30 protein-coding genes and 2 other RNA genes are annotated in these 16,927 nt (G+C 61.9%); 2 read left to right on the top strand and 30 right to left on the bottom strand.

Annotation, left to right across the window (positions count from 1 at the left end; genetic code table 11):
• Window positions 1-3: 3 nt before the first annotated feature.
• The 30 genes from AC1DQR_RS34130 to AC1DQR_RS33985 form a co-directional block, all read right to left on the bottom strand.
• Window positions 4-1,779, bottom strand: a complete 1,776-nt coding sequence (locus AC1DQR_RS34130; protein WP_477134624.1) for a hypothetical protein — start codon at window positions 1,777-1,779, stop codon at window positions 4-6.
• Window positions 1,772-2,272 (bottom strand): DUF1804 family protein, encoded by a 501-nt coding sequence (locus AC1DQR_RS34125; protein ID WP_477134623.1) that lies wholly within the window; start codon window positions 2,270-2,272, stop codon window positions 1,772-1,774. Before AC1DQR_RS34125 ends, AC1DQR_RS34130 begins: the two co-directional genes overlap by 8 nt.
• 6 nt (window positions 2,273-2,278) lie before the next feature.
• The gene (locus AC1DQR_RS34120; protein ID WP_416053117.1) at window positions 2,279-2,479 is read right to left on the bottom strand and encodes a hypothetical protein; all 201 of its coding nucleotides are present in this window, start codon (window positions 2,477-2,479) and stop codon (window positions 2,279-2,281) included.
• The gene (locus tag AC1DQR_RS34115) at window positions 2,476-2,784 is read right to left on the bottom strand and encodes a hypothetical protein (protein WP_416053116.1); all 309 of its coding nucleotides are present in this window, start codon (window positions 2,782-2,784) and stop codon (window positions 2,476-2,478) included. Before AC1DQR_RS34115 ends, AC1DQR_RS34120 begins: the two co-directional genes overlap by 4 nt.
• Window positions 2,781-2,915, bottom strand: a complete 135-nt coding sequence (locus tag AC1DQR_RS34110) for a TraR/DksA C4-type zinc finger protein (RefSeq protein ID WP_477134650.1) — start codon at window positions 2,913-2,915, stop codon at window positions 2,781-2,783. Before AC1DQR_RS34110 ends, AC1DQR_RS34115 begins: the two co-directional genes overlap by 4 nt.
• Before the next feature lie 73 nt (window positions 2,916-2,988).
• Window positions 2,989-3,603 carry a hypothetical protein gene (locus AC1DQR_RS34105; RefSeq protein WP_477134622.1) on the bottom strand — a complete coding sequence of 205 codons (615 nt, stop codon included), beginning with the start codon at window positions 3,601-3,603 and terminating at the stop codon, window positions 2,989-2,991.
• On the bottom strand, window positions 3,590-3,820 hold the full coding sequence (locus AC1DQR_RS34100) for a hypothetical protein (protein WP_416053114.1): 231 nt from the start codon (window positions 3,818-3,820) through the stop codon (window positions 3,590-3,592). The genes AC1DQR_RS34105 and AC1DQR_RS34100 overlap by 14 nt, the downstream gene beginning before the upstream one ends.
• A complete protein-coding gene (locus AC1DQR_RS34095; RefSeq protein ID WP_477134621.1) occupies window positions 3,817-4,173 on the bottom strand; it encodes a structural protein P5 in 357 nt (118 codons plus the stop codon). Before AC1DQR_RS34095 ends, AC1DQR_RS34100 begins: the two co-directional genes overlap by 4 nt.
• A gap of 206 nt (window positions 4,174-4,379) precedes the next feature.
• Window positions 4,380-4,910 (bottom strand): hypothetical protein, encoded by a 531-nt coding sequence (locus AC1DQR_RS34090; RefSeq protein WP_477134620.1) that lies wholly within the window; start codon window positions 4,908-4,910, stop codon window positions 4,380-4,382.
• Between the two features lie 20 nt (window positions 4,911-4,930).
• Entirely contained in the window at window positions 4,931-5,368 is a 438-nt protein-coding gene (locus AC1DQR_RS34085) for a Mor transcription activator family protein (RefSeq protein WP_477134619.1), read from the bottom strand.
• 2 nt (window positions 5,369-5,370) lie between these two features.
• Window positions 5,371-5,766: a gp16 family protein gene (locus tag AC1DQR_RS34080; protein ID WP_477134618.1), complete on the bottom strand. Its 396-nt coding sequence runs from the start codon at window positions 5,764-5,766 to the stop codon at window positions 5,371-5,373.
• Window positions 5,767-5,772: 6 nt separating this feature from the next.
• Entirely contained in the window at window positions 5,773-6,057 is a 285-nt protein-coding gene (locus AC1DQR_RS34075; protein WP_477134617.1) for a hypothetical protein, read from the bottom strand.
• A 9-nt stretch (window positions 6,058-6,066) separates the two neighbouring features.
• Window positions 6,067-6,129: hammerhead ribozyme type II (locus AC1DQR_RS34070), an RNA gene on the bottom strand.
• A complete protein-coding gene (locus AC1DQR_RS34065; protein WP_477134616.1) occupies window positions 6,130-6,570 on the bottom strand; it encodes a hypothetical protein in 441 nt (146 codons plus the stop codon).
• Window positions 6,571-6,572: 2 nt separating this feature from the next.
• Entirely contained in the window at window positions 6,573-6,722 is a 150-nt protein-coding gene (locus tag AC1DQR_RS34060; RefSeq protein ID WP_477134615.1) for a hypothetical protein, read from the bottom strand.
• A gap of 9 nt (window positions 6,723-6,731) precedes the next feature.
• Window positions 6,732-6,798: hammerhead ribozyme type II (locus tag AC1DQR_RS34055), an RNA gene on the bottom strand.
• Window positions 6,799-7,077: an HU family DNA-binding protein gene (locus AC1DQR_RS34050; protein WP_477134614.1), complete on the bottom strand. Its 279-nt coding sequence runs from the start codon at window positions 7,075-7,077 to the stop codon at window positions 6,799-6,801.
• Between the two features lie 30 nt (window positions 7,078-7,107).
• Window positions 7,108-7,731 (bottom strand): DUF3164 family protein, encoded by a 624-nt coding sequence (locus tag AC1DQR_RS34045; RefSeq protein ID WP_477134613.1) that lies wholly within the window; start codon window positions 7,729-7,731, stop codon window positions 7,108-7,110.
• A 29-nt stretch (window positions 7,732-7,760) separates the two neighbouring features.
• On the bottom strand, window positions 7,761-8,090 hold the full coding sequence (locus AC1DQR_RS34040) for a hypothetical protein (protein ID WP_477134612.1): 330 nt from the start codon (window positions 8,088-8,090) through the stop codon (window positions 7,761-7,763).
• Complete coding sequence (locus AC1DQR_RS34035) at window positions 8,087-8,638, bottom strand: hypothetical protein (protein WP_477134611.1); 552 nt, start codon at window positions 8,636-8,638, stop codon at window positions 8,087-8,089. The genes AC1DQR_RS34040 and AC1DQR_RS34035 overlap by 4 nt, the downstream gene beginning before the upstream one ends.
• A gap of 41 nt (window positions 8,639-8,679) precedes the next feature.
• Window positions 8,680-9,108, bottom strand: a complete 429-nt coding sequence (locus tag AC1DQR_RS34030) for a hypothetical protein (protein ID WP_477134610.1) — start codon at window positions 9,106-9,108, stop codon at window positions 8,680-8,682.
• An 11-nt stretch (window positions 9,109-9,119) separates the two neighbouring features.
• Window positions 9,120-9,272 (bottom strand): hypothetical protein, encoded by a 153-nt coding sequence (locus AC1DQR_RS34025; RefSeq protein ID WP_477134609.1) that lies wholly within the window; start codon window positions 9,270-9,272, stop codon window positions 9,120-9,122.
• Window positions 9,269-9,607 (bottom strand): hypothetical protein, encoded by a 339-nt coding sequence (locus tag AC1DQR_RS34020; protein WP_477134608.1) that lies wholly within the window; start codon window positions 9,605-9,607, stop codon window positions 9,269-9,271. Before AC1DQR_RS34020 ends, AC1DQR_RS34025 begins: the two co-directional genes overlap by 4 nt.
• A complete protein-coding gene (locus AC1DQR_RS34015; protein ID WP_477134607.1) occupies window positions 9,604-10,080 on the bottom strand; it encodes a MarR family transcriptional regulator in 477 nt (158 codons plus the stop codon). Before AC1DQR_RS34015 ends, AC1DQR_RS34020 begins: the two co-directional genes overlap by 4 nt.
• On the bottom strand, window positions 10,070-10,705 hold the full coding sequence (locus tag AC1DQR_RS34010) for a hypothetical protein (RefSeq protein ID WP_477134606.1): 636 nt from the start codon (window positions 10,703-10,705) through the stop codon (window positions 10,070-10,072). The genes AC1DQR_RS34015 and AC1DQR_RS34010 overlap by 11 nt, the downstream gene beginning before the upstream one ends.
• Window positions 10,695-10,976, bottom strand: a complete 282-nt coding sequence (locus AC1DQR_RS34005) for a hypothetical protein (RefSeq protein WP_477134605.1) — start codon at window positions 10,974-10,976, stop codon at window positions 10,695-10,697. The genes AC1DQR_RS34010 and AC1DQR_RS34005 overlap by 11 nt, the downstream gene beginning before the upstream one ends.
• Window positions 10,976-11,740 carry an AAA family ATPase gene (locus tag AC1DQR_RS34000; RefSeq protein WP_477134604.1) on the bottom strand — a complete coding sequence of 255 codons (765 nt, stop codon included), beginning with the start codon at window positions 11,738-11,740 and terminating at the stop codon, window positions 10,976-10,978. The genes AC1DQR_RS34005 and AC1DQR_RS34000 overlap by 1 nt, the downstream gene beginning before the upstream one ends.
• An 18-nt stretch (window positions 11,741-11,758) precedes the next feature.
• Complete coding sequence (locus AC1DQR_RS33995; protein WP_477134603.1) at window positions 11,759-14,035, bottom strand: DDE-type integrase/transposase/recombinase; 2,277 nt, start codon at window positions 14,033-14,035, stop codon at window positions 11,759-11,761.
• Entirely contained in the window at window positions 14,032-14,544 is a 513-nt protein-coding gene (locus AC1DQR_RS33990; protein WP_477134602.1) for a hypothetical protein, read from the bottom strand. The genes AC1DQR_RS33995 and AC1DQR_RS33990 overlap by 4 nt, the downstream gene beginning before the upstream one ends.
• A gap of 27 nt (window positions 14,545-14,571) precedes the next feature.
• Window positions 14,572-14,925 carry a helix-turn-helix domain-containing protein gene (locus tag AC1DQR_RS33985; protein WP_477134601.1) on the bottom strand — a complete coding sequence of 118 codons (354 nt, stop codon included), beginning with the start codon at window positions 14,923-14,925 and terminating at the stop codon, window positions 14,572-14,574.
• 178 nt (window positions 14,926-15,103) lie between these two features.
• Between AC1DQR_RS33985 and AC1DQR_RS33980 the strand changes: the two genes are divergently transcribed.
• Both AC1DQR_RS33980 and AC1DQR_RS33975 read left to right on the top strand, forming a co-directional pair.
• Window positions 15,104-15,550, top strand: coding sequence for a helix-turn-helix domain-containing protein (locus AC1DQR_RS33980; RefSeq protein WP_477134600.1), 447 nt, complete (start codon window positions 15,104-15,106; stop codon window positions 15,548-15,550).
• A gap of 217 nt (window positions 15,551-15,767) precedes the next feature.
• Complete coding sequence (locus AC1DQR_RS33975) at window positions 15,768-16,376, top strand: hypothetical protein (RefSeq protein WP_477134599.1); 609 nt, start codon at window positions 15,768-15,770, stop codon at window positions 16,374-16,376.
• The last annotated feature ends 551 nt before the right edge of the window (window positions 16,377-16,927 follow it).

Raw genomic sequence — 16,927 nt, 5'->3', positions numbered from 1 at the left:
TTCCTACCAGGCGCCGCTGGCGCCCGAAATCATGCCATCGTCATCCGCGCGCCCGTCGTCTTGCGCATGCTTTGGCACAGAGGTGTATTCGTATAGCCCGTGGGCGCGCGTCGACGCGATCATCCACAGGATCTGCAGCCCGGTCAGGCCGTCATAGTGGTGGTGGGACTGCTTCTCCGGCCAGGTGTCTAGTTCGTCGAGCAGCTGGCGCAGCTCGGGATGCAGAAGGATGCTTGCGGCCAGCCGGTCGGTGATGAACGGCTCAAGGGAGTCGATGCGTACTTCTGCTGGCACCGTCGCGGTCACGCCGACCAGCGGCAGCGGTACACCGGCAGCCATGCCAGCCTTGATAAACGTCTGGCGCGAATGCTCGTAGGCATTGTTGTTCTCGAAGCCGATTGCCCGACACTTGAACTCCCGTTGCATGGCAACCAGGTCGGCTTCGAGCTTGGATGGCACGCGGCGCTTGATCTCGGCATGCACCACATGCAGCTTGCTGTTCCATGTGTCAAAACCGCCGACCAGGAGCGAGGATGGGTCGGACTTCTCATTGGCTCCCATGGATGGGTCGCAGGCGCCGAACATGATCCAATGCTGCAGGCGCTGCACCCAGAAGGTGATGTTGCCGAAGATCTTGTCCTCGTCGGTGCGGGGATCGCCCTGGAGCTCGGTGTTAAACGCCTTCGGCGCCTTCGCGCGCTGGCGCATCAGCCAGAAGAGGGATCGCACCGACGGCCACGAGATCTTTGCGCCTGCATCCATCTCGGCGCGGTGCTCTATATAGAATCGATACGATGGGAGCTGGTCTTCCGGGATCACCCGGCCGGCCTTGGCCGTCTCATCGATGATCGTCCGGTCCTGGTTGCGCATGAGCTCCTCGCACTGCGCCCACAGATCCATGTTGGTAGGCATCGTCTCCACTGCCCGGAAGTGATGCACGACATGGCCGATGGTCTTCTTGGCCCGGCTGATCGGATCGTCCTTGTCCAGGACGGTACCGACGCCGGCATACTTAACACTGCCGTCCGGCGGGCCGAGATAGTCAATCGCCTTGGTCAACCAGTTCCAACGGTTCAGCCGCTCGGTGGGACTTTTCGCCTCGGCGTCGGTGATCAGATCGTCCCCCATCAGCAGCTTGGGCCGGCTCGCGCCGTGGAAGGTGCCCCGGATGGCCTGGTCGGCGCCGAAGGATTCCAGCTTAACGTTGGTGCGAAATACCGCTTCGCCGATGCGCCACATGCTAGTGCTTCCGCAGGCGTCGGGAAAGTCGAGCTGCAGCATTGCATTGGCCGTGAGTTCGGTCTTAACCACCTCGATCAGCTTGGCGGGTAGTTTGGTCTCCGCGCCCAGCAAAATGACGTAGTCGATGAAAGGCGGCAGCGTGCCTTCCCAGCCGATCTCTTTCTGCACCTCGGGGCGCTGCAGCAGGCCGCGCACAACGCAGTAGGCGGGACCGATCTTGGTGGCCAGGGAGGACTTGGCTTCGCCCCGCGGTGCGACCCACCATTCGAGCGCGCCGCGGGGTTGCTCCAGGAGTTGCGGGAAGCGCTGGCAGAAATGACCCTGGAAGCTGGAGGGCGTGCCGCGGATGTGGTGCGGAAAATAGGTATAAGCGAAGAACTGGAAGTCCCCGTCCTTCAGGACACGCCGACGACGCTCCGCGATCGCGGCCGGACTGGCGTCCAGGCCTGACTGGTGGGCTTCGATATCACGAAGGAGCTGGCCCGAGAGAATCGCCAGCTCCTTCTTGAAATCCCGGTCGGTGAAAGTGTCAGCCATAGGCCTTACTCAGCTCGCTGCCAAAGGGCTCCAGGAGCTCCGCGAAGACTTGGATGTGCTCAGGCTTGTTGTTCTTCACGAATGTGGCCAAGCGCTGGAGCACGTCCATGGCCACAGCCAGCTCGTTGGTCTCGGGCAATATCTTCTTGCTGGCGGACACGGTCTTCTGGAAGCTGTCTGCAAGGCTGGCCAGCAGTTTGGTCTTCTCCATCGGCTTAAAGTCTTCCGTCCTGGCCAGCTCTTCCATCGTGGCCTGATACTGCGTCACCAGCCCGGCCAGGACGCCGCGCGCGATGTCTTCCAGCGTGCCACCAGCGATCAGCTGCGCGCTCTGAGCCTTGTCCCAGTCATCCCCGGTTTCCCCGGCATCGGCCTTCCAACGCCGCGCCGTACCGTAGGAGACGCCCGCCTTCATGGCGGCAATCTCCAGCGTCAACCGGTCAAATACATATGCCCGGCGGACGATATCTCGGATTTCCTTGGGATGCGCCATAGCGGCTCAGACTCCCAGCTTGAACTTGGCCAGGAAGACGCCGATTGCCACGATGCCACCCGTGACACCCCCAGCGGCGGCACCGGCTGTCGCGCCGAGGCGAATCGCACGCCCCTCGATGTGATCGATCTTCTTATCGAGGCTGTCGACCTTGCCATCGATCATTCGCAGCAGGCGCAGTTCTTCGCTTTCTTGAGGTTTGTTCATGGGGTCTTGTCTGCCTTACGGTCCAGTTTGTCGAACAGTCGGTCCACCTTGTTTTCGATACTCTTAACTGCCGCCAGCACTTCCTGGCGGCTGTCCTTCACTTCGTCCTTGCGTGCATAGTGCTGAGCGAGATCCAGCTTCATGGCGGTCAACTCCCCCTGCAGGGCAGACAATCCAACCTTGACCTCCTTCCGCTCTGCGCGCTCGCGGGCAAGCCACCAAGTTAGGAACGGTCCGCCGATGGCCATGGCGATCGAGACCAAGACCTTCAGCACGTCCCAAAACTGCACCAGGGAGATAGTCATCGACCTTTCTCCCGACGCGCTTGGCACTCGACGCAGTATTGGCAACCAGGAACTGCAAGACGGCGAGCCTCCGGGATCGGTTCGCCGCACGCGTCGTCCTGACACGCCTCTGCCGATACCCCTGAGCCCATCCGGGAACGCACCAGCTCAATCCCAGCAGCTCGCTCCCGTTGTTCCCACTTGCTGGCCTCGTCGAGGGCGCGGTTACTGAGCATCCTTGCCCTCGTTAAAGTCGATCAGGCGATTGAGCTGCTCTTCCAATTTCTGGTTGCGCGCACCGTATTCGACCTGGTGCGTCAGGATCGACTTGGCGTCGATATCGGCGGGGGCAAGCTCGTCTTCTCCAGCAGGGGCGATACCGGCTCCGGGCGCTTGAGCAAGTGTGCCGGTGGCTTCGACGGCGGGGGGCACTGCAGCGCCGATGGCGGCGTTGTAACCGCGCAGCCAGCCGCGAGTGAAGATGCACTGAGGAATAGGCTTGAGCGCAGCGCCAGGCGCCTCGCGATAGACCGTCGTAACATGATCGACCCTGTTAATGAGTTGGCGGGAAATGGCATCAATGCGGCTTTCGGCGCCGCTCAATGCGGCACTGAGACGGTCTCCGCGGGCAGTCTCAAGCGCCAGCTTCTCGGCGGCTGCCGACACCGCTGCAGCGCTGGCCTCGGCGGTTTCCCGGCGAAGGTCGGCCATCTTGGCCGCCCCAACTGCCGTGGCATGGCTTGAGCCATACCACAAGCCAACCGGGGTGCCCAGGGTGATACCGGCGAGCAGCGCGAGCACAGCAAGCGCGATCGCTTCGAGGCGATTAAGCTGGATCATTGGCCTTCCTTTCGCGAGCGGCCTGGGCGAGGCGCATGATGGCGGTGTACCCACCGACGCAGCCGAGGTATGCCCACCAGATATCGACAGTGAGCTGATCGAGCCAGCCGGCGCGCGCAAAGAGAACGGTGGCCACCAGGTTGGCCACATTGGGCCAGAGCTTGGTGTGTGAGAGCCGGCCGGTGCGTTCGTCGGTGATGAGCTCGAGCAGCTTCATGCGATCCCTGCCAGCCGCAGCCCTTCGTTGATGATCGTCGGGCTGTATGGTTGCTGGCCGTTCTCGTGACGGATGATGGCGACCACCAGGCCGCGCATGATGCGCGGTTCGGTCACGTCGATGTGCTGGTTCGGGAGAACGTCCACGCTGCAAGCAACGCTGGCGATGTAGGCCTCGGTGTCGTTCTCCGACGGCGGTGCCCAACGGCCGATGATCTCGCGCACAGTGTCGATGTTGGGCTGACCAACACCTGGCGTCCCTGCCTTGCTGCCGTAGTTGAGCAAGATCCGGCAGATTGCACGGATGCCAAAGGCAGGCTCGGTGAATTGGCAGAAGTCTTTGTCGGTCCGCATGTTCGGCGCGATCAAACCTTGCCAATCATCGCGCCAACGGATGTTCCCTGGATTGTTGTTTCGGATGCCGCGCGGCTGCACAATTTCCCCCTGACCTGTGCCGATGTAGACAGGGCCTCAGTCTGCGTGCTATTGCGCGTGCTTCGAATACCGATGAGTGTCAGCGGGGCAATTTAAAAGGCCCGGCAGTTCTTGCCGGGCCTCTGCTATTTCTGGGAGCGGAAGCGTGTCCGATCCCCTGGGAAGTACGGTGGGAGCATCGCGAGCTTCTCCGGCGATAGGCTCTCAACGATCTGACGCTCCACGGGGCAGCCGGCATTCACAAGGCGTATGTCTTGCTGTCCGGACTCGACAAAGGAATCTCGATTCTGCACCGTGTACATGCGCATGAAGAGAGTGTGCGCCAGGAGCATACAGAGGAAGCCATGCCACAGGATAGGCGTCGGATCATCCTCATCATTTGGGTTTCCGCGCCGGTCCCACATGTAAGGCCACTGGCCTAGGGTATCAAAACGGGCAGCCCATTCTGCGGCCCATGCCCACGACCATTCGCGCTGGTGGAAGATAGAAGAAATACGCCTCTCGAAAGAGCGTCCTATTTCCCCTTTCTGCTGCGCGTCATCGAATGCCTTCAGCAATTCAATGCGCTCGATCGGCGTACAGTCGACGTCCCGGATGACATCGTAGAATGCCTCTTCAACTTGAACCCGGGATGCAGCGAACTTCGGTCGATCCACGATGCGGCCCTTTCGGAGCCTCAGAACAAGGACTGTTGCTCCTTGCCTTCCTGTCCAAGGCGGTCCGTTTGATTGAGAATACGCCAGACTTGGCGGTCCGATATCTTATACCGGATCGCGAGGGTTGCCACCGCATGCAATGCGCTGTGCTCACGAGTGATGGCGTCGAAGTCGGCTCGGATCTGGCGGTCGCGTAACTCGCGCAGTGCGGTCGAGCAAAGCGGGACGTAGATCTCCTGCCCACCAAGCACCTTAACCAACTGCGTCGCCGCGTCCTCGCCCACGGCCTCCACCAGGATCTGGTACCTGACCTCGCCCGCGGCGTTCTTGCGGAGCGGAACCGGGAAGGTTGATCCACCGAGCTGCTCGACAAGCTTCAGCGCTGCAGATACGCCGATGGCACGCACGATCGCCTGGACAAGGGCCGGTAACAGGTTCTTTACTTCGGACAGATCCATCTTTATCTCCCGTGACGGTTCGCGTCCTTCTGCAGGGCAGCCGCAATACGCCATAGCTGGTCCGGTGTGCACCAGTCGATCTTGTCGACCTGGAACATGTGACGCGCCATCGCATCAACGTACGACCATGGCCGCTTTGCCTCGGCCAGAAGCGCCTCGATCTTGCCAACCAGGGCCTTCCGGTCTCCGGTCGGCGCCGGACGCTGGCCGAACTTGCGGACTGGCGTGAAGCCACACTTCTCGAGATGCCGTAGCACCTTTGCCGCGCCCAGGGGCGTGAGGTCTTTGGACGACGTAACACCACCGATGCTTTGCAGCATGGCGCGATAGGCGTCATCGTCCATCGCCAACTGTTTCTTGGCGACGTGGATCTTGGCGAGAACGGTGTTCGCTACCATCGTATGTCAGCGTTTCGAGCTGCCGCTGCGGTTCACATTGACGCCATCGGTGTTCATACTGTCGAGCCACCGAAGCCAGGTATCCAACGCGTCGCCAGCTGCGGCTTGATCGGACGCTTCCGGCACGCCAGGCACCAGCAGGGACTTGCCGTCGTACGCGTGACGAGCCGTAACCTCAATGAGGTCAACAAGCTTTTGTCGCTCGCCGCTCGCGATGGCGATCGCGCCCTCTGGAACCTTCGTTCCGAATTGAATCAAGCCGGACGCCCAGCAGTATGCATACGTCTTCATCTGTTCTCCTAAAGGCTGCTCATCAGTACCTGGCCACCACGCCAGGCAGACCGCCTTGCGGCGGTTTCGCATTCATGCTGCCGCTGCCTCCATACGCAGCGGGTAGCCCACGCTGACGATCGAGACAGATTCGTTGGCGCGGCAGAAGTGGCGCAGCATCGAGCCAACAGAGCTCCATGTCGCGTCGTAGAAGGTCAACTTCGCTTCCAGCTCGGGGAAGTACTTCTTGGCCGATCGCTTGCCGAAATCTTTCAGGATGGCGGCCTTCTTCTTTGGCGTGAGGATCGACCGCGTTCTCGGGCAGAGAAAGCGCTTCGCCTCCTCGCAGTCACCGCGGAACCACTCACCCTTGATGATTCCGTTGACGTACACGACGGGCGCATACGACAGCCGCTTCACCTGCTGAATGCGCACTGCAACCTTGTAGCCATCGCAGTCCAGATCCACCATGCCGTACGGCGTGGACAGCTCTCGCTGGATGCGTTCGAAATCTTCCTTGCTCAGCTTTGTCACAGCTACTCTCCTTGCGACTCGTTGATATGTTTGGTCTCTTCCGCCCAGCCCCGGCAGATGGCGGCGACGAGAAAGCCGATGCAAGCCGCAAGGCTGGCGATGAAAAACGCCGCGGCAACAAGGGTCAGGATCGATACCGTTACAACGCCCATGGCTTTGTCCTTTGGCTGCTCATCGGTGCCAGGCCACCATGCCAGGCAGACACCCGCCGGAGCGGGCGTTTCGCACTCAGAGGGCTCGGACCGCAGCCTTGAGGCCGCTACCGGGCTTGAACTTTGGAGCGACCGTGGCCGCCACTGGCAGCGATTCGCCGGTCTGCGGATTGCGGGCCACGCGCGCGCTGCGCTTTGCCACGCTAAAGGCGCCGAAGCCCGTCAGGGCGACCGTGCCACCGGCGCCGAGGGTGTTCGTAACGCCCTGGATCATTGCGTCGAGAGCACGCGCTGCCTCGGTCTTCGACAGATTGGCCTCGAAGGCAACGTATTCAACGAGTTCTGCTTTGTTCATGACGGCTCCTATGTGAGGGTGTGGGGCGGGTTAAATGGATGCGATATCGAGCAGGATCGGACGGTACTTGTCGGAGTCCCCGATACGCTGGTAGAAGCGGACGTATGTCTTGGTGCCAATGACCTGGACGCTATCGCTGATCGCAAACATGGCCTGCTTCCAGCGCGGATCCTGGATGTCGAGGCGACGCAGAGAGAGAATCCGGCCTGTGTTCAGATTGCCTTCCTTGTCGGTGTCGAAGGCGCCCTGGATGATGGCCTGGATCTCGGGGCGCGATTCCTTGGTCCACTCTGCGAGCAGCTCGTCGATCATGGCCTTCGCTGCCTGCAGACGCTCGTCGAAGGTGATGTTGTCCGCCCGGGCGATCTGGACCTTGTATTGACCGTCGAAGCTGTAGAGCGTGACATTGCCCTTGGCGCCGCCGACCTTCGCCTGGTACTCCTCGGCCGACATTGAGATGAAGGCCTCGATATCGCCGAAGACTCGCTTCTTGAGATCGGTCAGCGATTGGCTCTGTGCCATCGCAAGTGCGATCAGCTCACCCACCACCTGGTCGCGGGTGCGATCGATCGGCTTAACCATTGCCTCTGGGACCAGCCGGCCGTGGGCGTCCTTCATATAGCCGGCGGGAGTGTCGATTGCTGCGTGCGTCATTTGGATTTCCGGTTCGTTGTTCAGGGGTGTTAGTGGGTCGTGGCTGGCGCGGCTACGGCACCGGCCTTAACGAAGACCGTTTGGCCGGCCCACTTGCCCATGGCCTGCGCCCGTACGTGCTTGGCGTTCGCCACGATGGCCTGATAGGAGTGGTGCGAGATCCAGCCCACATTGACCGCGAAGTGGGCGAGGCCGGAGGCGATCGCTGCGCACTCGTAGGCCGTCAACGGGTCAGGGGTCGACAGGATGATGTCGAGCATCTTCAAGTAGCCGATGGCGAGCTTCTCCAGCTCGATTGACCAGGTGAGCTTGTCGTCCATACAGGCACGCTGAAAGATGGCCTTGCTTTGGGTACTCATTGGTTCTCTCCGATGGTTTCCGCGCGCCGGCTGCCGGCGGCGCGGAGCAGTTCTAGACGAGCTTCTTCGGACAGCACGCTGCGCGGGGCCGGCTCGGCGATCGTCACAGGCTGCTGGCGGGCAGCAGAGGTTCCGAAACCCGCGTGGCCCGCTCGCTGTGCCTCGGCCTGCTGCTCCGAGGCAGCGCTCGACTTGTTGGAGAACCCCGTCACGATGGCGTTGAGGTAGCCGTGGGACTTCAACGGCAGCCTCAACGCACCCGTGTCGCGGTTCGCCAGCATTTGCTCGAAGGCTTGGCTCCAATACTCCAGGGGTGCCGGCCAGACACGGCCATGACCGTCCTGTACCGTGCCCGCATGGATCATCGGCACCAGTTCGGCCAGGAGTGCCGCGACACGCTCGTAGCGCATCTCGGTTTTAACGGGCGCGAACAGGCCGATGTAGCCGAGCAACGGGCGCAGGAGTTTCCCCGCCGCGGGATGGGCGTTCAGCAGGTGCAGGATCGACTCGCGCACGCCGTCGTTGGCGAACACGACGTCGAGCGTCAAGGCGTTCCTGCACACCGGGCAGCGGAAGGCTGGCAGCGGCATCAGGCAGCCCCTCCGGCTGCAGCCATGACCTGGTCGACGTTGATCCGATCGAGGTACGTGATCAGGCTGCTCGTCTGTGCCGGGGTCAGACGGACCGTCTTGGCGCCGTCGCTAATGGTCAGATCGCCGCGAGAAGACAGCGCGGCGCTGAACCCGTCGGTATCGGCCGACGCGTTGCCGCGAACCTTAACCACACGCTGGCGCGGATTGAGCGTTTCGTCAGGCGGGCTTTCCGGGTTGATGCGATAGGCGTTGACCGGCCGGCCCACGCCCTCGATGGTGATCTTCTCGACCAGGATCTCGCCGCGGTCGATCTCCGCGACGATGTAGCTGGCCGGATTGTCGACACCAGTCTCTTCGGTGATCTCCGGGGTCCGGATGCCCGGCCTTGCCTTAATTTTGGCGATGATGAGCTGCTTGTTCGTCATGACGGCTCCTATCAGGTGGAAATGCGCGGACGGGCGTTCTGTACACCCTGCAACGGGTTGGAGGAATGGCCCAGGTGGAAGGCGAGCACGGCGACCGTGAGCGTCCACAGAAGGATGCCCAGGCGGGTGTGCAGGAAGGCGCGGAAGCTGAAGCGGGCTTTCATCGCGTGCCCCTCTCCAAGTGCATCTCGTATTCCTTGCTGAGCTGCTTGCGGGCCGAGGTGTACTCAATCAAGAGCCACTCCAGATTGCGCTCGTGCTGGAGCAGCTCGTTGCGCAGGTAGTCGACCTCGCGGATCGCACGACGCTCCTCGCGGTCAATGCTGCGCAGCTTCCGACGGATGTTGACCAAAGCCGCGGTACGACGAATCTCGGCACCGATCCGCGTCAGGCCGCCGCGCAGCTCGCGCGCAACCGGGCCATCGAAGCGCGGGCGCGCGAGGAATGCCACGGCGCCGCGTTGGCGCTTCAGCAGGACAGAACGATTGGGATGGCTCACGTCGTCTCCTCGTTGTTGAGTTGGATTTGCGGGGCCCCGACTTCGGGTAGGGGCAGGGTCTTGGTGTCCAGCGCAGCCTGCGGAAGGTTTGCCAAGGCGGCCTTTGTCAACTTGGGCGCAATCGCCGCTGGCTTGTATCGGCAGTCCTGGCATGCCTTCCAATGGTTAAGCTGGAGAGGGTTGTGGGTCGGCGCCTGGCGGAGGGCTTTCTCGCGGCAGTGCTGCGCTCCCACGGTCTCGCCTGTGTGGGGACACGAAATCTGCTCGAAGGCCTGGCGGTAGCGCGTTTCGATGCGGTCTGTTTTGGCTTTCCCTGCGCCGTACTCGCCGAGTCCATTGACCAGCACGCTCAAGGTCGGTCTGGACACGCCCATACGTTCAGCGACGACGCGTTGCGTACTGGCCTTGATCTCGCGTTGCAGTCCCTCAAACCACGGCTCGCTCATGTATGCCGGACGATCTTTAGCTGGCATCCTCAATCCCCTTTTGGTCGACCCAGACGATGCGGCCTTGATTCGGGTCGTAGATCGTGCGTGCCTGCTGCAGGATTGGTGCGCGCGGTCCGGTGAACTTCGAGGCCTTCAACACGAACCGTGCGGGCTGCCCCCGCATTCCGAAAATTGCCTCTCGTGTGCGGTTGAGATACCCGGCAGCGTGAAGAGCGGCGACGTACCTCTCAGCCATGCTTACAGTGACGGCACGGTTCGCCGTACTTGCAAAGGCAGCGAGTTCTCGACAGTTGAAGTCCGTGCGCTCGAACATGCGGTGCATCGTTCCCCACATGGCTTCTGTAACGGCACCGTGGACGACCTGCGCCCCTGCGCGCGTCACGCGCGGGGCTTCAACGCCGTTATCGCGGACGAGACGGTAGGTCTTGCGCACGCTGAACCGCCCAACCCTCTCTTCTGCGATAACTTCGATGAATTGGGCCGCAACCAGGCCGCGGAAGTACTTCTGGATGTTTTCTTCCAGCCCGCCGACGACTTCCGCGATCTCCGCCTGTGTGAACCGCTTACGGTTCGCTCGTACGGCCTCCCAGATCCGTTGGCGGGGCGCCTTTCCGCCCTTCATTTCCAGATGAATCGGCTTACGCGCCATCGCGATGCCCCTTTTGCGAGCGGAGCATGTCTCGCATCGCCTGCAGTTGATGAATCAGGCCGTCCAGGTCGGACGGATTGAGCGGGATCGACGCCATGACGCGCTGATGGCGGCGCGCACCGGTCAGGGCGATGTCGAGTTGTGCACCGCATTGATCGGCGGACAGCGTGGTCTGGATCACGCCCCTGGCCTTGATCTCGGGCGCATCAGTGCGGCCGATCTGGTAGTGGCAGTTATCGAAGCTGGAGAAAGTCAGCGTGCCGGCATTCATCACAGCCTCCGTTCCGGCGAGCGGCCGGTATAGATTTCGACGCCGTCGAGCTCGGCCAGGCCGATGCTGTCGAGGCCATAGGTCATGCTGTGCTCGTGGAGCTGGGTCAGGTTGACCGAGACACGACGCACCGAGCCGTTGGACAGCTCAACCAGGCGCTGGAGCACGTCCCGCTCGATCGGCAGGCCGGGGGCATAGATCTCGGCCAGTTTGCCGGCGTCGTCTGCGGTCACGCGCTGTGCCGGCGCCCAGGTAAGCACGCGGGAGTGGAACCGCTCCCAGCGCTCCAGCTTCTTGGGCAGCAGTTCCTCGCCAACCAGCAGCAGGGATCCTTGCGAGCCCTCGTAGATATCGCGCGCCAGCTCGATCAGGCTGTCGGACTTGGTCGCGTAGTCGAACTCGTCGAGGATCAGCGTGCGGCGGGACGCGCTCAGCTGTTCACAAACCAGGTCGAGCAGCACGGGCACAGTCGACCTAGTGTGTTTAACGCCCATCTCGAACAACACCTTCTCCAGCAGCGTCTTCGAGCGCCAAGCGCTGCGCATTTGGACGTAGTACGCGCGGTTCTCGACGGCCAGGACGTTCGTCGCGAAGGTCTTTCCCCAGCCAGCCGGGCCATACAGCACAGCGATACCGGGCAGGCCGGAGCGGCGGCTGTCGAGACGCTCGAGAGTGGCCGACACCAGGTCAAGGGTGCCGATCTGGGCGACGCCGCCAGCCGGACGGGGGGTAGCCAGTTTGCTCGTGGTTGTGTTTTTGGTCATAATGGGATCTGGTTGTGATTACCGGAAGGCATGCCGCACGGGTGCAACCGTGCTGCTACCGCCACTAGACGCCGCCTGGAGTTGGCCCTCCAGGTGGCGTTTTTTCATTGCTCTGAACTCGGATCCCTGCGCGTAGCTGCCATACCAACGCGCGAAGAACGGATCGTCGATGGAACCTCCATTGGTTACGGTTTGATCAATCTCCAGCCACTTCCGGAAGCGCAGCTGCGCAGTCTCAGGAAGGCGGTGGACGTTGGTGGCTGGGGGCGTAGCCTCAGCCGGGGTCGGATTGCTCTCTTCCTGCTTGCGTGCGTCGAGAATGCGCTGCAGGTCAGCCGGCACAGATGCAGCGGCCTGGCGGCCGGTCAGCGCGCGATGGGCGGCACCTGCAGCGGCAAGGGCCGGCGTGTCGTGAGCGACCGTAGGCTGGGGCAGCGTGGCCAGCTTGCCGGCGGCCTCCGCGCGTTTGCGCAAGAGCGATTCGATTAGCTGGTCGGGATTGGTCTTGGTGGCCTTTGCGTTCCGACGTTGTTCTTGGATGTGGGCGCGCTGGGCTTCGCGTGCATGGGCTGCGATTTCCTTGCGGGACACGCCGGTGCGCTCCGGGCAGACAGCGACACACACGAACTCGCCCTCGTGGTAGACCACGAGCTCGCCCATGTCCGCCGTCTGACGCACGCTGACGTCACGGCCGACGTACAGGCCCAGCTCGGGCGCAATGTAGTTACCGCTGGCGATGTTCAAGCCCTTCTTCGTCACCACATAGGTGCCCTTGCCGGCCGGCTGCGCCAGCAGCAAGTCAAGTGCGCGCTCGTCCTGGATGCGGCGGATCTCGCCCCGATAGGACGCCGCCATAGCGAACGGCGTTTCTTCATCCAGACCGCCATGTTCGCGCTGCTCATACGTACCCTTGAGCCAGTCATTGATACGGCTCTGCAGCTCGCCCGCCGGCATTGCGAGTTCGACGACCTGGTCCTTCTTGAAGAGGCGGTCGGCAAAGCTGCGGCGTGCCTCGATGGCGGACCGGTCCGCGACGTTGTGACCCACAAAGGCAGACAGCGCTTCGAGGTTCGAATGCAGAATGCTCTGGATGCCGCGCTCGACGTGGGGCTTTTCCCACGGGGAGAATGGGCCGGTGGTGTGATGCTTGATGTCGAGCTGGCGCAGCGTCTCCTGGAAGTCGCCGCTCTGGTAGTCCTTGCCGTTGTCGGTGACGATTTCCTCGGGCACGCCCCAGGCCAGCAGGGCAAGGCGCAAGGCGAACTTGTGCGTCTCGGTCTTTGGCGTCGGGGACAGCACCACGATCATGCGGCGGCTGAACACGTCGATCACCACAGATGCGCTGTAGCGGCGCTGCTTGCCGTCATCGTCGGTCAGCATCCAGTCCGCCGGCGTGGCATCCATTTCCCAGCGCTGGTTAAGACGGATCACGCCGGCCGAGGCGTCACCGAAGGCCGTCATGTAGCTGTTCTTCCACTGGTCCGGATTGGTCGACGCGCTAAGCAGTTCAGCGTTCTTGGCCTTCCAGTTCCGCAGGAAGCGATACGCCTGGTGGTACGTCGGGACGTTAAACAGCGTGGCGCCGGTCTTCTCATCCGCCGCAGCGGCTTCGATCAGGTCCAGCAGGTTCTGCACGCCCAGATGCGGCCGCTCGATTAGCAGCGCGATCGTCACCTTCTCCAGCATGGGCTGGGTGGTGAACACGTTGATGTCCTTGCGGAGATGCCCGTCGTTCTCATCAATGAGGCCTGCCATGCCGGCGCGCTCGAAGTCGAGCACCCAGCGCTGAACAGAGCGCGCAGACACCTTCGGAAATACGACAGTGACCTCGTATGCCATCTGCAGCTCGTTGGCGTTGTAGGCCGAGGCATAGACCTCCCAGCTGACCGACCTCGCCATGGGCTGCTTGGCGGCAAACCATTGCTCCCAGCCGCGGACGATGGCGAATCGACCGTCCAGTCGCGCCTTAACGCCCTCGGACATCGCGTCGAGAAGCCTTTTGAGGTTGGCCTCACCCTGCTGGGCACGTGCGGCGGCGCGCTCTGCGGCCGTCYGGCGGACGCGGGCGATGGCGGCGTCGACGGCGGCAGCGTCGCCCGCGCGTATCGAGATTTCTTTGTGGCGTTCGATCTTGCGACCGATCTCTATCGGGAGGTCGGTCAAGGCAAAGATCTTCCTGTGGCCACCGCGGACAGGTGCGAGCTCATAGCGCCAGCCATTGCGCTGGGCCTGCTTCTCCACTGCCCGCTTGGTCACGGACAAGGCCTGGGCGATCTGGTCGAGGCCTACCTTCACAGGCGACCCCCATGGCGACGGGCTTCTGACTCGGTAATCCGGTCGACTGCCTCCTTAGGCATGGCCCGCCGCAGTGCGGCCAGCCGTTCGTTGGCTAGGCGCTGCTGCATCGTCAACATGCCAATCTCGGCCAGCATTGCCTCTTCGCCGCGGAAGACCTTGCAGCCACATGCCGCCGCGATGATTTCCAACAGTCGATAGTCACCGGTGGCGACAACGAGCGCCGGGATCGCCTCGGCTGGGAATCGCCAGCCATCGGCGCTGGGCGCGCAGTATCGGTCCAGCATGTTCTTGGTCAGGTCGTGGTTCGAGAGGCGGGAAACCTTTGCCGCCACGTCGTGACGGTCCATGCCCGCGCTGCCAGCACCGGCCAGGGTGTCGACCAATGCCTCGCGCACGTTCATCGCGATATCCAAGCTGCCCGCCTCGTTCTTGGGCTGAGGGGGCACTTCGTAGAAGGACAGCTCAAGCTGGTTGGCCGCCTTCGCCTGATTTGCTCGCCGTTTCATATGTCAAATCCTTGGAAGGGGGCGGGGTTAAGCTGCTACCGCGTTTTCAACATTGCGGGTGTTAAGTGCGCTGATAGACTTACGGGTAGTCCAACGGCCAATGCCGCGTTGGTTCCGCCCACTCTTGGGGTTGCCGTCCGTGTCGTAGCGGCTCGGCCAGATTTCCAGCGGGCGGACGCCGATGGCGGTAGCGATGATTCGCTCCGCGCTCGGCCAAGGTGTGTCGAGCGCGACTTTGAGCGAACCGGGCGCGTACCCGTGCTGGAGGCTGAGCTGGCGCAGAGAGAAGCCGGCTTTCTCCAGGGCCGCTTTGATGTCGACCCGATGCCAGTCCTTGACGCCCTCATCGACTGGTTTTTTTGAAGTGTTTAACTTGTCCATGGCCATAAACATAGCACAAGTATTTGTGCCTTAACAAGCTGCTTTTGTGTGTTCGCACTTCGCGAACTTGTGGCATTGCGCTCAAGAACTTGTATCTATTTGATTTGAAAAGGATTTCCTTGAAGTGCGAACAAACATACGAAAGTGCGAACCCATGGGCGCACTTTGAGGACTGGCAATGACCGAAAGTGCGAACCGCTATCAGGACGAGATTGGCGAAAGATTGAGGGCCTTCAGGACACACCTAGATGTGTCACAGGGCCAGCTCGGAGAAATGGTGGGGGGTACGAAGCGCGGGGTGCAGGAAAATGAAGGCGGACGCAGCGCGCCCCAGGCGAAGATGTTGGCGCGCTTAGCCGAACTGGGCCTCAACGTGAATTGGCTTCTGACTGGGCATGGCCCGATGCTCTTGGCGGACCTTGAGGCCGGCGCGCCATCCAGCCCCCTAGATTCCGAGCTATTGGCAGTAGTCCTGGAGCGCCTAGAGGGCAAGATTGCGGCTGAGGGCGTCCGTGTGAGCGCCAAGAAGAAGGCAGAGCTGGCCGTGTTGCTGTACGACTACATTATCGAGACGGGAAAGAGGGAAGGCCCCAGCATCGATCGCATTCTTCGTCTCGTCGCCTAAGCGTCCATCCACGAGGCCGAATCCCTTCCAGCCCTTGTCCTGCAAGGGCTAGCGCAATATGGCATTGGCACCTTGATGGTGCGAAGTGACTTGCAATCCCTACAAGATGGGGGTTCAGGGGCATGCCACTCCACACGTTAAAACGTAGGCTGGCCCTTCCAGATTGCGGCCGATGGGGGGGGCAATCCTGCGTATCGGCTGCGGTGGAGATTTGCAGGTGGCAGTTGAAGAAATGAAGAGGCGGTTCGCCGAGGCCTGGGCGGACATTGTCGGTACAGCAGGCGAGGGGCGCGCAGAAGCCCAGCCTTCTGCACCTTCCATCAATATCTCTGGGGGAAACGTCGTTTTCGGGGACAGTGTTGTCAACCGGAATGTCTTTAATGTCCGGCCACGCGTCACGGTTGTTCAAACCGGCGTCGGCGTGCTGGACGCGAGCCAGAAGGCACGCTTGCTCGAGCTGCGCGACCAGATCGCAGGCGTATCAAGGGCCATCGAGGGGCAATCGGTCTCTCCCGCAACCGTCATGCGGAAGCTTAACGCCCACATGAACGTCAATTCCTATGCCGAGATTCCGGGCGACAAGTTCGACAGGGCTGAGAGCTACCTGGTGCGTTGGCGTGGGCGACTGGACGGTATGCCAGGTGCAAATCGGTCGCAAGGCTGGCGCGATAGGCGCGTCAGGGCCATTCATGCTCGCTGCAAGGAGCTTGGGTGCGATCAATGGCGGATTAACTACATGCGCAAGGCCTGGGGGAAGGAATCGCTTATTGACCTCCCGGATGACCAGCTGGAGAAGATGTACCTGGCCGTGATGCGCAGGAAGTGATCATGGGAGCCCGTTCTGTGCCAATGCTCGTGCAAAACCTGTTCAGAAGGTGCTCGTTTTTTGACTGTTTTGTGCCAAATGGCGCAGAACGGGGAAACCGGCTGGAAGCCTTGAGTTTATTGGCTTTGCGGCGTTTTTTTGTTGTTTCTCTGTTATGCCAATCTAAGCGCTACCCCACAGGAATCCTTGCCCGTTCGCCAATCTGCCGTTACCGACGCGAAGCACCACGACACATCGCCAGCCAATGGTCTCGTGGTGGGGCGGGCGCGGTGGTCAGGGCCTTGGGCATATCAAGCCAGTGCCACCGCGCCCACGACGGAACCGGTGCGCCTGCAACTTCGTGGCCAGCCACTGCGCGAGCGACAGACGGCTTGAAGCAAGCGATGTCTGCTACCGGGGGCTTCACCACGCATCTCGGAAGCTGGCAGGGTCGTGGTCAGTCAAGTCGGTACCGGCAGAAGCCCGCCGGCACTCCGGGCCGTACGACGAAATCATCGATATTCGAGAGCCTTATTGCTCTGCGCCCGGCAGGGTCGGCTTTCTTCTCGTTA

Source organism: Cupriavidus sp. 05L411, from assembly GCF_056398045.1.
The sequence above is the reverse complement of the archived record's forward strand: the minus strand, read 5'-3'. Positions and strand labels throughout refer to the sequence as shown.